At 37.8% G+C, this 18,701-nt stretch carries 5 protein-coding genes; all 5 read left to right on the top strand.

Going from position 1 to position 18,701, the window contains the following annotated elements:
* Positions 1 to 9 precede the first annotated feature (9 nt).
* Genes C7H19_RS10595 through C7H19_RS10615 form a run of 5 tightly spaced genes read left to right on the top strand, consistent with a single transcriptional unit; the run spans position 10 to position 18,698 of the window.
* Entirely contained in the window at positions 10 to 4,383 is a 4,374-nt protein-coding gene (locus tag C7H19_RS10595) for a type I polyketide synthase (protein ID WP_106456850.1), read from the top strand.
* A gap of 10 nt (positions 4,384 to 4,393) precedes the next feature.
* Positions 4,394 to 5,446, top strand: coding sequence for an LLM class flavin-dependent oxidoreductase (locus C7H19_RS10600; protein ID WP_106456851.1), 1,053 nt, complete (start codon positions 4,394 to 4,396; stop codon positions 5,444 to 5,446).
* Positions 5,443 to 6,609, top strand: a complete 1,167-nt coding sequence (locus C7H19_RS10605) for an MFS transporter (protein WP_106456852.1) — start codon at positions 5,443 to 5,445, stop codon at positions 6,607 to 6,609. Before C7H19_RS10600 ends, C7H19_RS10605 begins: the two co-directional genes overlap by 4 nt.
* Complete coding sequence (locus C7H19_RS10610) at positions 6,602 to 11,137, top strand: non-ribosomal peptide synthetase (RefSeq protein WP_106456853.1); 4,536 nt, start codon at positions 6,602 to 6,604, stop codon at positions 11,135 to 11,137. Before C7H19_RS10605 ends, C7H19_RS10610 begins: the two co-directional genes overlap by 8 nt.
* 4 nt (positions 11,138 to 11,141) lie before the next feature.
* A complete protein-coding gene (locus C7H19_RS10615) occupies positions 11,142 to 18,698 on the top strand; it encodes a non-ribosomal peptide synthetase (protein WP_106456854.1) in 7,557 nt (2,518 codons plus the stop codon).
* Positions 18,699 to 18,701: the final 3 nt, after the last annotated feature.

Genomic DNA, 18,701 nt, shown 5'->3' on the forward strand with positions numbered 1-18,701 from the left:
TCCCTAACCATGAACGAATTATCTCCAGAACAATCACAACGTATTTTAGCAGCACTGCGGGAAGCCCGAACTAAACTCGAAGCCGTAGAACGTGACCAAAATGAACCCATCGCAATTATTGGGATGGCGGGACGGTTCCCAGGGGCGAGGAATATCGAGGATTTCTGGCAAAATCTCCGTAAAGGGGAGATTGGTATTCAATTTTTAGAAAATAATCAGTCAAATAACCCTGAATACGTCAATGCTTATTCTAGTTTCGAGGATGTAGACCATTTTGACGCTGCTTTTTTTGGCTATTCTCCTAAAGAAGCAGAAATCATCGACCCTCAACATCGAGTATTCTTAGAATGTGCTTGGGAAGCTTTAGAAAATGCGGGTTATGACTCCGATCGCTATTCAGGTACAATAGGAGTCTATGCGGGGGCTGCTTTAAACAGCTATTTAATTAATTTAGAACCTCTCAGAGAAAGTCTTGATAATGTACAGGTTGTCGTCAGTAACGTCATGGGGTTGATGCCAACACGGGTTTCTTATAAATTAAACTTAACTGGGCCTAGTTGCGGTATTCAAACAGGATGTTCAACCTCATTAGTCGCAGTTCATCTCGCCTGTCAAAGTTTGCTAAACCGTGAATGCGATATCGCAATAGCAGGAGGTGTAACCGTTAGTACCCTAGAAAAATCAGGCTATCTCTACCAAAAAGAAGGTATCGCCTCCCCTGATGGATATTGTCGCGCTTTTGATGCCGATGCTCAAGGAACCGTCTTCGGTAACGGTGTTGGAATTGTTGTATTGAAACGTCTTTCAGCAGCTTTAGCCGATAGGGATACAATTTATGCAGTGATTAAAGGGTCTGCGATAAATAATGATGGTTCCGAAAAAGTTGGGTTAACGGCTCCTAGTGTAACAGGTCAAGCGTCTGTAATTGAAGCCGCCTTCAAAAAAGCCAACATTGAACCCGAAACGATTAATTATATCGAAACACACGGTACTGGAACCGCTTTAGGAGATCCGATCGAAATTGCAGCCCTAAATAAAGCATTTAGTAAGTACACTAATAAAAAGGGTTTTTGTGCGTTGGCATCGGTGAAAACTAATATTGGTCATCTTGACGCAGCCGCAGGAATCGCAGGATTAATCAAAACCGCACTTTCTCTAAAACATCAGCAAATCCCACCAAGTCTTAATTTTACACGTCCTAACCCAAAAATTGATTTTCAGAATAGTCCTTTTTATGTCAATACTCAATTACAAGAGTGGTCAAAAAATGGTACCCCCAGACGTGCCGGAGTCAGTTCGTTTGGGATGGGTGGCACAAATGCTCATGTTATTCTAGAAGAAGCCCGCGAAGTTGTGCAAAATTTGCACTCGGAGTTCGAGCGAAATTATCATTTATTACTACTTTCTGCTAAAACGCCAACAGCACTAGAAACCGCGACAACAAATCTGATTCAATATCTACAGGAACATCCACTTAATCTAGCTGATGTTGCCTATACCCTTCAAGTCGGTCGTCGCATCTTTGATTATCGTCGCATCATCGTCTGTCAAAATGCTGAATCAATATTAGCGTCGGATAGCTTAACGCAGTTTCAACCCCCCACCCTCAAATCAGTCGTTTTCCTGTTTTCTGGGCAAGGCAGTCAATATCTTAATATGGGACGAGATTTGTATGAAACTGAACCGATATTTAGAAAACAGGTTGATGAATGTTGTGAAGGGTTGAAATCTTATCTAAATTACGATTTACGAGAGGTACTTTATTCTGATTTGGGTTTGGAAACCAAAGATTTGGGTTCTGTTACCAAACCCCTACGGGAACAAACAGCTTACGTTCAAAGTGCTTTATTTGTGATTGAATATGCCCTCGCCCAACTGTGGATGTCTTGGGGAGTTCAACCAACCGCCATGATAGGACATAGTATCGGTGAATATGTTGCAGCTTGTCTGAGTGGTGTCTTTTCCCTCGAAGATTCTTTAAGAATTGTTGCGATTCGTGGCCGACTGATGCAACAATGTGCATCTGGGGCAATGCTTTCGGTTTCCCTGAGTCCCGAAAAAATTAAAGCCTATCTGACACAAGATTTAGTTATTGCTGCGATTAATGCGCCAGAATTATGTGTTATATCTGGAACGATCGCAACAATTAACGAATTAGAAAATCAACTTATAGAACAAAATATCCCTTGTCGTCGCCTTCATACCTCACACGCCTTCCATTCCCCGATGATGGAGCCAATTATCGACGAATTTACCAAGGAAGTCCGCAAAATCAGCCTAAAATCACCGCAAATCCCTTTAATTTCCAATGTAACAGGGACTTGGATGACTACAGAACAAGCCACAAATCCAGACTACTGGGGGCAGCATCTTAGACAAACCGTTCGCTTTGCTGAAGGACTCGCTGAATTAATACCATCTAATCCCATTTTCTTAGAAATCGGGCCAGGTCGCACTTTAAGTACATTTGTTCAACAGACGCAACGAGACATTACAACAGTTACCTCCTTACGTCATCCACAAGAAACAACCTCAGATGTTGCCTTTATTCTCAATTCTTTAGGTAAACTCTGGTTATCGGGTGTAGAAATTGATTGGACTGGCTTTTATACCCACCAGTACCGACAGCGTATCCCCTTACCGACATATCCCTTTGAACGTCAACGCTATTGGATTGAAATTAAACCAGCCGAAAAATCGAAACAGAAAGCCGAAATCAACGATTACTTCTATATTCCAACATGGAAACGCTCAAATCCGCTCAATTATTCACAAAAACAGCAATCATGGCTTATTTTTAGTGATTTAGAGAAATTCGCCTCCGAAAATCAAACGGTAATAACTGTCCGAAAGGGTGAAAACCCTCTTACCATAAATTCTAAAAAAAGTCAAGACTATAATCAATTATTTCAAACGTTACAGAAATCGGGACAAATCCCAGAAGCGATCGTTTATTCTTGTGACAATGATTTTGACTTTGATGGCTTACTGTATTTAGTTCAAGCGATACACCGACAACAAATCACAACACCCATTGAAATCATCGTTATTACCCATCATCTTTATGATGTCATCGGCACAGAAAACCCCGATCCTAATCACGCAACAATTTTAGGACTGTGTAAAGTCATTCCCCAAGAATTCCCTAACTTAACCTGTCGTCAGATTGATATCGAAGAAAAAACCGATTTACGACTAGAACTGAGCCACGGAAATGATCCTATTGTTGCCTATCGAGGTGGACATCGTTGGGTACAAAGCTTTGAACCGATTTCTTTACCCGAACCCCAAAAAACACGCTTAAGAGAAGGAGGAACTTATCTAATTGTGGGAGACTTGGTAGAAGGATTGGGACTCATTTATGCTCAATATCTCGCTCAAACCGTCGCCGCTAAATTGATTCTCATCGGACGTAAGCAGTTTCCAGAGAAAGCACAATGGGAAACTTGGTTAGTCACTCACGGACAACAAGACGAAATCAGTCGCACGATTCGCTTATTACAAGCTCTAGAAGCGATGGAGACTGAAATTGTTTTTTTTAGTGCAGATCTAGCAGATGAAGGGCAAATACAGGCAATTATCGATAAATCAGAAGAAATTCACGGGGTAATCCATGCCGACACAATGGGCGATCGCTCTAGTTGTCCGATTCCAGATCTAACACCCGATGAATGTACTCGTCTTTGGCGTTCTAAAATTCAAGGATTACAGGTTCTAGAAAAAGTCCTACAGAAAAAACAACCCGATTTCTATTTACTTCAATCCTCCCTTTCTTCGGTGGTTGGAGGCGTTGGATTTGCGGGCTATGCGGCGGCTAATGCCTATATGGATGCTTTTGCCCATCAACAGCACAAAAAAGGCTTAATTCCTTGGTTTAGCGTCAATTGGGATGCAGTACAAGAAGAAACCACTCATCAACGAACAGGAATGACCTTAGTTGATTTTGCCCTAACTCCTGATGAAGTTTGGCAGGTTTCCCAACGGATTTTAGCCTGGGCAACCGTCCCCCAAATCGCCGTTTCTGCCACTGATTTACACAACAGGGCTACACCAAAACCCGCCAAGTTAGAAGAACATACTAGACCTCATTTACAAACCACCTATGTTCCTCCCCGAAATGAAACAGAACAAAAAATCGCTGATACTTTACAAGAATTACTCGGTATTGACCAAATTGGGATTCATGATAACTTCTTTGAATTGGGGGGTCATTCTTTACTCGCTATTCAGGCAGTTTCCCGACTCAGAGAAACTTTTGGAATTGAACTACCGATGCGAGAATTTCTCTTTGAATCTCCCACCGTAGCAGGAATCGCCAAAATTATTACCGAGTCGCAAGAAAAAGCAATTACAGAACTTTTAGAACAAGTCGAAAATCTTTAGGATGGTGAACATGGATTTTAGTTTATTTTATTTTGATGGTGATGGTTCAATTGCTCAAACCAATCAATATCGACTGTTGATCGAAAGTGCTAAATTTGCCGATCGCAATGGTTTTGTTGCCCTTTGGACACCCGAACGTCATTTCCACGCTTTCGGGGGGTTGTATCCCAATCCATCCCTCACAGGAGCCGCTTTAGCGATGGTGACAGAACGAGTACAATTACGCGCAGGGAGTGTAGTAGTACCTTTGCACCATCCAGTGAGAATTGCCGAAGATTGGGCAGTTGTAGATAATCTTTCCAATGGTCGAGCAGCGATCGCATTTGCGTCGGGTTGGACAATGGATGAATTTATTCTTTCTAGTGATCCCCATGCCAATCGTAAAGCGAATATGTGGCGCGGGATCAAAGCCGTACAAAAACTCTGGCAAGGTGAAGCAGTAGACTTTCAAGAGGCAACAGGAAGAACCGTCAGCGTCAAAACCCTCCCGAAACCTGTTCAACCTCAATTACCGATCTGGATCACCTGTCAATCGTCAGAAACGTTTTTAGAAGCGGGGAAAATGGGAGCAAATGTATTAACGTCTTTACTCGGTGGAACGATTGAAGAAGTTGCACCCAAAATTAAACTATATCGGCAATCTTTAGCTAAATATGGACACACGCACAGGAAAGTAGCACTCATGTTACATACTTTTTTAGGTGAGGATGTCGATCAAGTAAAAGAAAAAGTCAGACAACCTTTTTGTCATTATCTAAAAACCCATTATGACTTACTGGATAATTTAGCCAAGGGAATGGGATTAAAAGTCGATCTTAAAAGCTTTTCTGCTGATGATCTCGATAGTTTACTACTCTTTGGGGTTGAAGGATTCATGAAAGGACGTTCTTTAATTGGTACTCCAGAAAGCTGTTTACCTTTTGTTGAACGGTTACAACAAGCAGGAGTCGATGAAATTGCTTGTTTAATTGATTTTGTCCCCGATTATAATCATGTGATGGATAGCTTACCCTATTTGAAACAGTTACAAGATGCCTGTCAAGTAGTCGGGGCGAAACGATGAAAATCCACCGTAACGTCTGGATTTTGGGTTGGGTTAGCTTGCTGACGGACTTTGGAACCAAGATGATTCAATCAATCTTACCCTTGTTCCTCGTCTCTACTTTGGGCGCGAATTTAATCACCGTTGGATTAATAGAAGGGATTGCTGAAGCAACCGCATCGATCCTCAAGATTTTTTCGGGTACTTTGAGTGATTACTGGGGACGACGCAAAGAATTAGCCGTTGCAGGATATGGGTTATCGGCTCTTGTTATACCCCTTTTTGCTTTAGCTAATAACCCAGTATGGATCTTAATGGCGCGGTTTGGCGATCGGTTTGGCAAAGGGTTACGAGTCGCTCCCCGTAACGCTTTAGTTGCCGATGTCACCAAAGCAGAACATCGCGGGGCTGCCTATGGGTTCAGACAGTCTTTAGATACCATTGGGGCTTTTTGTGGCCCATTGGCTGCGATCGTTCTCATGTACTCCACTGGACAAAACTACCGCTTAATCTTTTGGATCGCTCTAATTCCTGCCTTTTTCTCGGTTTTGCTGTTAGTAGTGGGCATCTCTGAACCCCCTAAATCTGTCCATCACAAACAATCACCTTGGCAATGGGAGAATTTTAAACAATTAGGAAGAGATTATTGGCTCTTACTATTAGTCGCTTTAGTGTTCAATTTAGGCAATTTCAGCGATGCTTTTTTACTATTACGAGCTAATCAAGTTGGGATTTCTCCCTCACTCATTCCGCTTTCTTTGGTAGTGATGAATCTAATTTACTCGCTCAGTGCCTATCCTGTGGGTTTGTTATCCGACCGTATGGGACGAATTGGACTCCTAAGCAGTGGTTTATTGCTATTTGCGCTGGTTTATCTCGGTTTTGCTTTTGCTCAGACCCCTAATCAAATTTGGTTGCTCTTTGGGGCATATGGTTTGTATCTGGGGATGAGTCAGGGCATTCTCTTAGCTTTGGTGGCCGATCGCACTCCAGCCACTTTACGGGGTACAGCTTTCGGACTTATGAGTTTAGTCATTGGTATTGCGTTATTACCTGCGAGTGGGTTAGCGGGTTGGTTGTGGCAATCGATTAATCCACAGGCTCCGTTTTTGATGGGGTGTTTTTTTGCGATCGTCTCTCTTTTAATTTTATTACTAACGGTTAAAGATAAACGTTATGTTTAATGATGAATTAACTAAAAGAATTGCTGCCCTCTCTCCTGAAAAAAGAGCAATTTTTGAGCAAAAATTAAAACAAATTAATTCACCACAAAAACCAACAATTACTAAAAGATCTGATCTCAATTCTTCTCCATTATCATTTGCTCAAGAACGCTTATGGTTTCTGCATCAGTTAGACCCAACTAATGCGGCTTATCATATTCCTATTGCTTGGCATTTCACGGGACAATTAGACTTTCAAAAATTACAAGATAGTATTAATATCATCATTCAACGACACGAAGCTTTAAGAACACGTTTTCCGACAAAAGAGGGCAAACCCTATCAAGATATTCTGAGTCATTTAAAATTAGAAATCCCTGTCATTCATCTAGCACAAGAACAAGTCAAACAATTTACCAAAGAAGAAGCAAAACGCCCATTTAATCTAGAAACTGGGCCACTTTTACGAATTGCCTTACTCCAACTCAGTCCACAAGAATCAATCTTATTGGTCATTTTCCATCATATTATTGCGGATGGTTGGTCAAGAGGAATTTTCTTAAAAGAATTAATAACTTTATATAAATCAGAAAGTAAATTACCTGAATTACCGATACAATATGTAGATTTTGCAGACTGGCAACGTAACTGGTTAGCAGGTGAAGAACGTCAGATCCAGTTAGATTATTGGAAACAACAATTAACTGATTTACCCGTCCTTAATATTCCGACTGATTTACCTCGTCCTCCCGTCCAAACTTTTCGCGGTTCTACACAATCTTTTACATTATCCAAGGATTTAACTGATTCTTTAAAACAACTCAGTCGTCAGCAGGGAGTAACTTTATTTATGACCTTGTTGACGGCTTTTAATATTTTGTTACATCGTTATAGTGGTCAAGATGATGTAGTAATTGGTTCACCGATCGCTAATCGAAATTGGACAGAAACAGAAGGATTAATCGGCTTTTTTGTCAATACTTTAATTTTAAGAAATAATCTTTCAGGAAATCCCACATTTTTAGAATTATTAAAACAAGTCAAAGAAGTCACATCAGGAGCTTATAAACATCAAGATTTACCGTTTGCTTTTTTAGTCGAAGAACTACAACCCGAACGGAATCTAAGCCATAATCCTTTATTTGGGGTAATGTTTCAATTCCAGAATGAAGCTTATCAATTGCAAAATTCAAACACTCCAGAATTAGCAATACCCAATCTTCAATTAGAACAATATTGGATTGAACCAGAGTTTACTAAATTTGATTTAACTTGGCATCTTATCGAAAGAGAAACAGGATTTTTAGGAGTCATTGAATATAGTACCGATTTGTTTAAAACTGAAACAATTACCCGAATGTTTCAACATTTCCAACAATTACTCTTAGAAATAATTATTAATCCACAAAAGAGACTATCAGAATTATCCTTACTTACTTCCTCAGAGCAACATCAATTATTAATTGAATGGAATAATACTAAAACTGATGAATCCTTAGAATTAGTTCATCAATTAATTGAAAAACAAGCCGAAAGAACGCCCAATAATATCGCCGTTGTTTGTAGCAATCAAAAACTCACCTATCAAGAATTAAACCAAAAAGCGAATCAACTTGCTCATCATCTTCTAACCCTAGGAGTCAAACCAGAAACATTAGTGGGTATCTGTTTTAAGCGTTCTCTAGAAATGGTCATTGCTATTTTAGGAATTCTTAAAGCGGGTGGTGCTTATGTTCCCCTCGATCCAACATATCCTCAAGAACGTCTAGCTTATATGTTAGATGATGCTAGTGTTTTTCTATTGTTAACCCAAACAGAATTATTAAAAATCTTACCCCAGAATAATTGTAATATTCTTTGTTTAGATCTCAATCATTCCGTAGAGGTAGGAAATTCAAAACCAACACAAAACACAAATATTAATGCTGATAATTTAGCCTATGTAATCTATACATCTGGCTCAACTGGAAAACCGAAAGGAACCTTATTAACCCATCGAGGATTAATTAATTATTTAACTTGGGCAATTCAAGAATATAAGGTGAGCGAAGGGGAAGGCTCTCCTGTACAATCTGCTATCGGTTTTGATGCAACAATCACCAGTTTATATACTCCTCTACTCGTCGGTAAAACCGTTGTTTTATTACCCGAAGAACAAGAACTAGAAGTCCTGAATACAGACCATCATTATAGTTTACTTAAAATCACTCCTGCTCATCTCGGAATTCTTAGTCAATTTCCCCAAAAAGCGCAAACCAATGCTTTAATTATTGGGGGTGAAGCATTATTTGGAAATCATCTAACTTTTTGGCAACATCAGACCCCAAATACCCGTTTAATCAACGAATATGGGCCGACTGAAACCGTTGTTGGTTGCTGTGTCTATGAAGTGCAAAAACCTGTAACGGGTTTGGTTCCCATTGGTAAAGCGATCGCTAATACACAACTTTATATTTTAGATCGTTATTTACAACCTGTGCCGATCGGTGTCCCAGGAGAATTGTATATCGGGGGTGCGGGTGTAGCAAGGGGTTATCTAAATCGTCCAGATTTAACCGCAGATAAGTTTATCCCTAATCCTTTTTCTAGCGGTAGATTGTACAAAACAGGAGATCTGGCACGATATTTATCTGACGGTAACATCGAATATTTAGGAAGATTAGACGAACAGGTAAAAATAAGGGGTTTTCGGATTGAATTAGGGGAAATTGAAGCGGTTTTAGCTCAACATCCCGACGTATCAGAAGCTTTTGTAACAGTACATGAAGATACGCAGGGAAATAAACGTTTAGTCGCTTATATTATTTCATCAACTGCTCAGAATTTGCGTGATTTTCTCAAAAGCAAACTACCTGACTACATGATCCCATCAGCGTTTATCCCTTTAACTGCTTTTCCCCTAACCGCTAATGGAAAAATTAATCGTAAAGCTTTACCGAGTCCAGATTTATCGACTCCGACAGCTTCTTTAGTGTTACCTCGTACTGCTAATGAAGAGATTTTAAGGCAAATTTGGGCTGAAGTTTTAGGACGTGAATCGATTAGTATTCATGATAACTTTTTTGAATTGGGTGGAGATTCAATACTCAGTATACAAATTATCGCTAAAGCTAACTCATACGGTTTAAAAATTACCCCAAAACAGCTATTTGAACATCAAACGATCGCACTCCTTGCCACAGTAGCACAAACCGTTACCTCTACACAAACTGAACAAGGAATTGTTACAGGTAATGTTCTCCTAACTCCGATTCAGCAATGGTTTTTTGAGCAAAATCTAATTGAGCCTCACCATTATAATCAGTCAGTTTTGTTAGAATTAAGTCCTCAAATACAGCCACAGCTTTTAGAACAAGTCATACCAGAATTATTAATACATCATGATGCGTTACGTCTACGATTTACACTTTCTGAGACGGGTTGGCAACAGTTTAATATTGCACCTGATGAAAATATACCATTTACACAAATTGATATTTCGGGACAGCCAAAAGAGAAAATCGAAGAGATGGCGACTCAGATTCAAGCTAGTCTTAATTTAACAGACGGCCCGATTTTTCGAGGTGTTTGGTTTAATTTTGGGGAAGAACAATCAAGTTATTTATTATTAGTCATTCATCACTTAGCAGTTGATGGTGTTTCTTGGCGAATTTTACTCGAAGATTTAGCAACAGGATATCAACAGTTAACACAAGGTGACAAAATACAATTACCAGCAAAAACAACCTCTTATCAAGATTGGGCAAATTATTTAACTCAAAATCATGATTTAATAGAAACAAACAATCACAGAATTAATCCTTTACCAGTCGATTATTCTAATGGGGATAATACTGTAGCTTCTACTGCTCAAATTATTACTTCTTTAACTGTTGAAGAAACCCAAGCGTTACTAAAAGATATTTCACAAGTTTATCAAACACAAATTAATGATGTGTTACTAACAGCATTAGCTCAAGCATTTACTCAATGGACGGGGCATTCTAATTTATTAGTTGATTTAGAAAGTCATGGTAGAGATACTGATGAATTTGATTTATCTCGTACAGTTGGCTGGTTTACTACAATTATTCCTCTTTGTTTAGATTTAACTAATCTTAAAAACTTAGAAGATGCTCTTAAAAGTATTAAAGAACAATTGCGTCGTATTCCGTTAAAAATGAAGAGTAGTTTTCAATCAAATTCACAAGTTATTTTTAACTATTTAGGTCAATTAGATCGAGTACAAACCAGCTATCCAATTTTAAGTTTAGTTAATGAATTACAGGGAGCAAGACGTAGTTTTCGACAGACTCGACGTTATTTATTAGAAATTAATAGTTTTGTCAGTGAAGATAAATTACAAGTAAATTGGATTTATAGTAAAAATATTCATCAAGAAAAGACCATGCAAAATTTAACTAATAATTATATTATTGCTTTAAAAGCTATTATTACACATTGTCAGTCAGTCAACACAAAAAGTTATACACCCTCAGATTTTACAGCCGCTAAATTAGAACAAAAACAACTTGACCAATTTTTAAATAAAATTAATAAGAGGAAATAAATTTATGGAAAATATTGAAGATATATATGAACTTTCTCCACTACAACAGGGAATGCTCTTTCATACGCTTTATTCCCCTGAATCTGGAGTGTATTTTGAGCAGCGTAGTTGTTTATTGCAGGGTAATTTGAATGTTACTATCTTCCAAAAAGCTTGGCAATTAGTTACAGAAAGACACGCTGTTTTACGGACTGGTTTTTATTGGGAAGAAGTCGAAAAATCGCTACAAGTTGTATATAAAACAGTTGAGTTACCTTGGATAATAGAAGATTGTAATAGCGAAAATCAAGAAAAATTAGAGGCTTTTTTATTAGCAGATAGAAAGCGTGGTTTTAATCTCAATGAAGCTCCTTTAATGCGATGTGCTTTAATCAGAGTTGGAGAAAATGCTTATCGTTTTATTTGGAGTCATCATCATCTTTTAATGGATGGATGGTGTAATGGAATTCTCTTAAAAGAAGTATTAGCATTTTATGAAGCTTTATTACAGAATAAAACATTAACTTTAATTCCAACTCGTCCTTATCGAGATTATATTTTATGGTTACAAGAACAAGATTTAGAAAAAGCTGAAACATATTGGACGCAATGTCTTCAAGGTTTTACAGAGCCAACAAAAATAAGCATAAAATCGTCAAAAAAGCAAGAAATTTATCAAGAAGAAAAACTAAATTTATCTACTTCTTTAACGACTAATTTACAAGCTTTTGCTCAAGAGAATCGTTTAACACTTAATACTATTATTCAAGGTGCTTGGGCATTTATTTTAAGTCGTTATGGTGGTGAAAATGATATTATATTTGGTGCAACAGTATCGGGAAGACCACCAACAATAACAGGAGTTGATTCAATCGTTGGTTTATTTATTAATACTTTACCTGTACGCATTAAAATTAATTCAGATGATTTAGTTTCTTGGTTACAGCAACTTCAAGCACAGCAAATTGAACGGGAACAATATTCTTATAGTTCTCTAATTGATATTCAAGGTTGGAGTGAAGTACCGAGGGGAATACCTTTATTTGAAAGTTTAGTTGTTTTTGAAAATTACCCAATTTCTTTAGAAACTATTTTACAAGAATGGAACGGCATTTTAAAAATTAGTGACACTAAAGGATTTGAACAAACAAATTATCCTTTAACCTTATCCGTTATCCCAAGTTCAGAATTATCTCTACACATTAGTTATGATATAGGTTGTTTTAATGCTGATACCATTAAACAGATATTAGAGCATTTAGAATTAATTTTATCGACAATTGTTACTAATCCTCAATCAATTCAAGACTTACCTTCACTTACTCCATCTGAAGAACATAAATTATTCATTGAGTGGAATAATACTAAACAAGTCTATTCATCAGACAAATGTATTCATCAGTTATTTGAAGAACAAGTTAAAAAAACACCAGATGCGATCGCTGTTGCTTTTGAAGATAAAACACTAACTTATCATCAACTCAATCAACAAGCGAATCAATTAGCTAATTATTTAAAAAATTTTGGAGTTAAATCAGATGAATTAATCGGAATATGTTTAAAACGATCGCTTGAAATGATAGTCGCTTTACTTGGTGTTCTTAAAGCAGGATGTGGGTATGTTCCATTAGATCCAAACTATCCAAAAGAACGATTAGATTATATTATTCAAGAGACACAAATCAAAGTTCTATTAACTCAACAAGATTTAATTCAAAACACTTATCAAATACCAGTTATCTTTTTAGATCAAGATTGGAAACATCTTTCATCCTACAGTGATATTAATTTAGATCTTTCCTTGCACTCAAATAATTTAGCTTATATTATTTATACTTCAGGTTCGACAGGAAAACCCAAAGGAGTGATGATCGAACATCGTTCATTAGTGAGTTTCACACAATGGGCGATTAAACACTATCAATTAACTTCAAATGATAAAATTCTACAATTTGCGACGATTAGCTTTGATACAGCAGCAGAAGAAATATATCCTTGTTTATGTTCGGGTGGAACTTTGGTATTACGTACTGATGAAATGTTGTCAGATTTAGCGAAATTTATTCAAAAATGTCAAGATTTGAAACTAACTGTTTTAGATTTACCTACTGCATACTGGCATCAACTTAGTGGAGAATCAGAAAAGCTTAAATTAAAACTTCCTTCTAGTGTACGCTTGATCATTATTGGTGGAGAAAAAGTTATCCAATCAGCAAACAATCTTAAAAACTCGGCTCAGTTAATTAATACTTATGGCCCCACAGAAACCACAATTGTCGCTACTACTTATACTATAGAAAATAATTTATCAGAAATTCCCATTGGTAGAGCGATCGATAATGTTCAAACTTATATAGTCGATCGCAATTTACAACTTGTTCCCATTGGTGTAGCAGGAGAATTACTCATTGGTGGATTACACTTAGCGAGAGGTTACTTTAATCGTCCTGATCTTACCGCAGATAAGTTTATTCCTAATCCTTTTACTGATTCTAATGGAGAAAGATTATATAAAACAGGAGATAAAGCGCGATATTTAAGTGATGGTAATATTGAGTATCTCGGTAGGTTAGATAATCAGGTCAAAATACGGGGTTTTCGGATTGAATTAGGCGAAATTGAAGCAATATTAAACCAACATCCAGAAATAAAAGAAGCGATCGTTCTTACTTATGATCAAAATTTAGCTGCTTATATTGTTACAGATCAGGCTCTCACTGTCTCTGATTTACGCTGTTTTCTGAGAGAAAGATTACCAGAATATATGATACCTGCTTATTTTGTCTTTCTGAAATCATTTCCTCTAACAGTTAATGGTAAGATTAATCGTCGTCAACTTCCAACACCTGTTCCCAGTCGTACAGATGAGGTGACTTATATTCTTCCTCGTTCTCCCATTGAAGAAATTATTGCAGGAATTTGGACTAATATTTTAGGAGTTGAAACCGTTGGGGTAGACGATAATTTCTTTGAGTTGGGGGGACATTCTTTACTTGCTACTCAGGTTATTTCTCGTTTGCGGGATGCTTTTAAGTTAGAGATACCCCTAAAAGATTTATTTAATTCACCTACTGTTGCAGGTTTAGCGCAAAAAATCGAACAATCTCAAGAAAAAGAGCAAATAGCACCGATTTTACCAATTAGTCGGCAACAAGATTTACCGTTATCTTTTGCTCAAGCTAGATTATGGTTTCTTGCTCAATTAGAACCCAATAATCCTTTTTATAATATTGCGATCCCAATTCGGATACAAGGAAGCTTACAAGTTGATGTTTTAGAGCAAAGTTTTAATAAAATATTACAGCGACACGAAATCTTACGAACGACTTTTGAGACAAGAGATGGTAAACCAATACAGGTGATCTTGTCTGAAGTTAGATTCAATTTAGATGTATTCGAGTCAGAAGAACCTATTAAAGAACTTGCACTCAAAGAAGCACAACACCCATTTAATCTTGATCAAAGTCCTTTACTAAGGATAAAAATTCTGCGTGTGAGTGAAACCGAGCATATTTTGTTATTAACCCTACATCATATTATTGCTGATGGTTGGTCGTTGGGTATTTTGGTACAAGAATTAGCCGCATTCTATCAAGGAAAACCTCTAGAACCATTACCGATACAATATGCAGATTTTGCATCTTGGCAAAGGGAGTATCTACAATCAACAGGTCAAGACGCGCCATGGCACGTCTCTACAGATTACTGGAAAGAACAATTACACGATGCTCCGAGTTTACTGGAATTACCAAGCGATCGTCCACGTCCTGCTATACAATCTTTTCGTGGGGCTAGATATAAGTTTAAGCTTTCTAGACAATTAACAGACGCTCTAAAAACCCTGAGTCAAAAGTCGGGTAGTACCTTGTTTATGGTACTGTTAGCCACTTTTTCGACTCTACTCCATCGTTATACGGGAAATAGTGATATTGTAATTGGTTCTCCCATAGCCAATCGTAATCGTTCAGAGTTAGAAGCATTAATCGGTTTTTTTGTCAATACTTTGCCTCTTAGAATTAATAGTGCAGGAAATCCGACGTTTGAGGAGTTGTTACAGCGAGTACGTCAGGTTACTTTAAATGCTTATACTTATCAAGATTTGCCTTTTGAACGTATTTTAGACTATTTGTCGATCGAACGTTCTTTGAGTTATTCTCCATTATTCCAAGTGATGTTTGTTCTGCAAAATACACCGATGGAAAAGATTGAAGTATCGGGGTTGACGTGGACACCGTTAGAATTAGAAAACAGTACCGCTAAGTTTGATTTAACGATAATTTTAGAAGAAACCGCGCAGGGATTAGACGGCGTTTTCGAGTACAATACAGATTTGTTTGAAGCAGCTACGATTCATCGGATGGCAGGATGTTTCCGTACTTTGCTATCTGCGGTTGTTGAAAGTCCAGAATTACCGATATCTGAGTTACCGTTGTTGAGTAAAGCGCAGCAAAAACAGTTATTAGTCAGCAGGAACGAGACACAAACCCATTATCCGAAAGATTTGTGTATTCACCAAGTATTTGAACGACAAGCGGCTAAAACACCCGATGCGGTTGCGGTGGTGTATGAAGAACAACAATTAACTTATCGAGAACTAGATAAAAAAGCTAATCAGTTGGCTTACATTTTACAACAACAGGGGGTAACGACAGAAACCTTAATCGGGTTGTGTGTTGAGCGTCGTTTGGATATGATTGTAGCAATGTTGGCTATTCTCAAAGCTGGTGGGGTATATGTTCCCATCGATGCAACCTATCCCCAAGAGAGAATTAATTTTATTGTAGAGGATACAGGATTAGAACTTGTTTTAACGCAACATGAATATATTTCTCTATTTTCTGGGGTGAAATGTATCTGTTTAGATGTAGGGATTTGGTTTCCAAACCCTTCTCATCCCACCAACCCTAATGTACTAATCAGTAGTACGCCGCAGTACGACAACTTAGCCTATGTCATGTATACTTCGGGTTCGACGGGGATACCGAAAGGGGTTTGTATTCCACATCGCGGGGTTATACGATTAGTCAAAGAAAATAACTATATTCATTTTGGGACGGATGAAGTTTTTTTACAAGCCGCACCGACATCTTTTGATGCAGCGACTTTTGAGATTTGGGGAGCGTTACTCAATGGGGCAAAATTAGTTTTATTACCCTATCATCAACCCTCTTTGACGGAATTAGGCAATGCGATTCTAAAATACCAGATTACAACACTCTGGCTTACTGCGGGTTTATTCCAACTAATGATCGATGAACAATTAGACAGTTTAGTATCGATTCGTCAATTGCTTGCGGGTGGGGATGTTCTATCGAGGGTTCATGTACAGAAATTCCTACACAGATATCCTAATTCTAGAATGATTAATGGTTATGGCCCAACAGAGGGAACGACTTTTACTTGTACTGCTGATCTTAGTGTAGATGATGATGCGCTTCCGATTGGTCGTCCAATTTCTAATACACAAGTTTATATTTTAGATTCCTATCTACAACCTGTCCCTGTTGGTGTTGCGGGTGAGTTATATATTGGAGGAGATGGGTTAGCTAGAGGTTATTTGAATCGTTTTGATTTAACCGCAGAAAAGTTTATCCCAAATCCTTTTAGTAGAGACGTGATATATCACGTCTGTACACGATTGTATCAAACTGGAGATAGGGTACGATGTTTGCCCAATGGTAATATTGAATATCTAGGACGCTTGGATCGTCAAGTCAAAATTAGGGGTTTTCGGATTGAGTTAGGGGAAATTGAAGCGATATTAAACCAACACCCAAAGGTCAAAGAAAGTGTTGTTATTGTTCAAGAGCGTTTAATTGCTTATGTTGTTCCCAGTCAAGATCTAACATCTTCAGAGTTACGAGGTTTTCTGAGTGAACAATTACCCGATTATATGATTCCTGCATTTTTTGTTCTACTGGATAGTTTACCCCTAACCAGTAATGGAAAAATCGATCGTATAGCTTTACCCTCCCCTGAAATCACAATTTCTGATGATGTTCCTCGTACAGCAATTGAAAGCAAATTAGCCGAAATTTGGTCAAATCTGCTCAATTTAGAGGTTGGCATTCACGATAATTTTTTTGAATTGGGGGGAGATTCTATCTTAGCCATACAAATCGTAGCACGAGCCAATCAAGCAGGATTACAGATTACACCCAAACAAATCTTTCAGTATCAAACGATCGCAGAACTTGCTACAATCGCAGGTACATCAAATATTATTCTTTCAGAACAAGGTTTAGTCACGGGTTTAGTTCCCTTAACACCCATACAGCATTGGTTTTTTGAGCAAAATCTATATAACCCTCATCATTTCAATCAAGCGGTTTTACTCGAAGTTAAATCCGAACTGAATTTATCTTATCTTCAACAAGCTTTAGAACATCTATTCCTACATCATGATGCTTTACGGTTGCGCTTTGAATATCAGTCGGGTGAATGGCAACAGGTAAATAGTAACGAAATACCCATACTAGATCTCAATATATCTAATGTAGACGAAATTGAATCGATCGCCAATCAATTACAGGACTTATCGGGTGACTTAGTACGAGTTGCTTATTTTGGTTCTCGTTTATTGTTTGTCGTTCATCATTTAGTGATTGATGGGATTTCTTGGCGAATATTACTCGAAGACTTACAGACAGCATATCAGCAACTAGAACGCGGGGAAACAGTACAATTACCTTCTAAAACCACTTCTTTTAAACAATGGTCAGAATCTTTACAAAAATACACTGATTCAGAGACAGAACGAGAATATTGGCATACACTTCTATCTAATCCTGTATATCCTTTACCTGTAGACGAAAGGGGAGAAAATACAATTGCTTCGAGTGATACGGTTACGGTTATTCTAGATACTGAACAAACTCAAGCGTTACTGACAGAAGTTCCCCAAGCATACAATACCCAAATTAATGATATTTTACTGACTGCTTTAGCACTCGCATTCAAGAAATGGACAGGAAATTCTACTTTACTCCTTGACTTAGAAAGTCATGGTAGAGAAAGCATTTTTACAGAAATTGATGTCTCGCGTACTGTGGGATGGTTTACATCTATTTTTCCCGTTTATCTGAATGTAGAAGACGAAACCTTAGCAAAAGCGATTTATACCATTAAAGAACAACTGCGCCGTATTCCCAATCAGGGGATTGGCTATGGTATATTAAACTATATCAAATCCTCAGATTCTATTCGATCGTCAAATGCTGAGGTGAGTTTTAACTATTTAGGTCAATTTGATCAGATGTTATCAGCTTCTCCTTACTTTAATCTAGCTCAGGAGTCTACAGGTTTATCTTCTGCTTTACAAAATCAGCGACGTTATTTATTAGAAATTAATGGCATGATTCGAGACAAACAACTTTATCTGAATTGGACATATAGTAAAAGAATACACGATCGCACAACTATCGAAAATCTAGCTCAATATTTTCTCACGAGTTTACAGGATTTAATCGAACATTGCCAATTAGACGCAGGAGGTTATACCCCTTCTGATTTTACTTTAGCTCAACTCGACTCCGAACAATTAGACGCAGTGATGATGATGGTAGAATTTGAGGGGGAATAATCT

It is taken from the genome of Aphanothece hegewaldii CCALA 016, assembly GCF_003007785.1.
Taxonomy (GTDB): domain Bacteria; phylum Cyanobacteriota; class Cyanobacteriia; order Cyanobacteriales; family Microcystaceae; genus Chroococcus; species Chroococcus hegewaldii.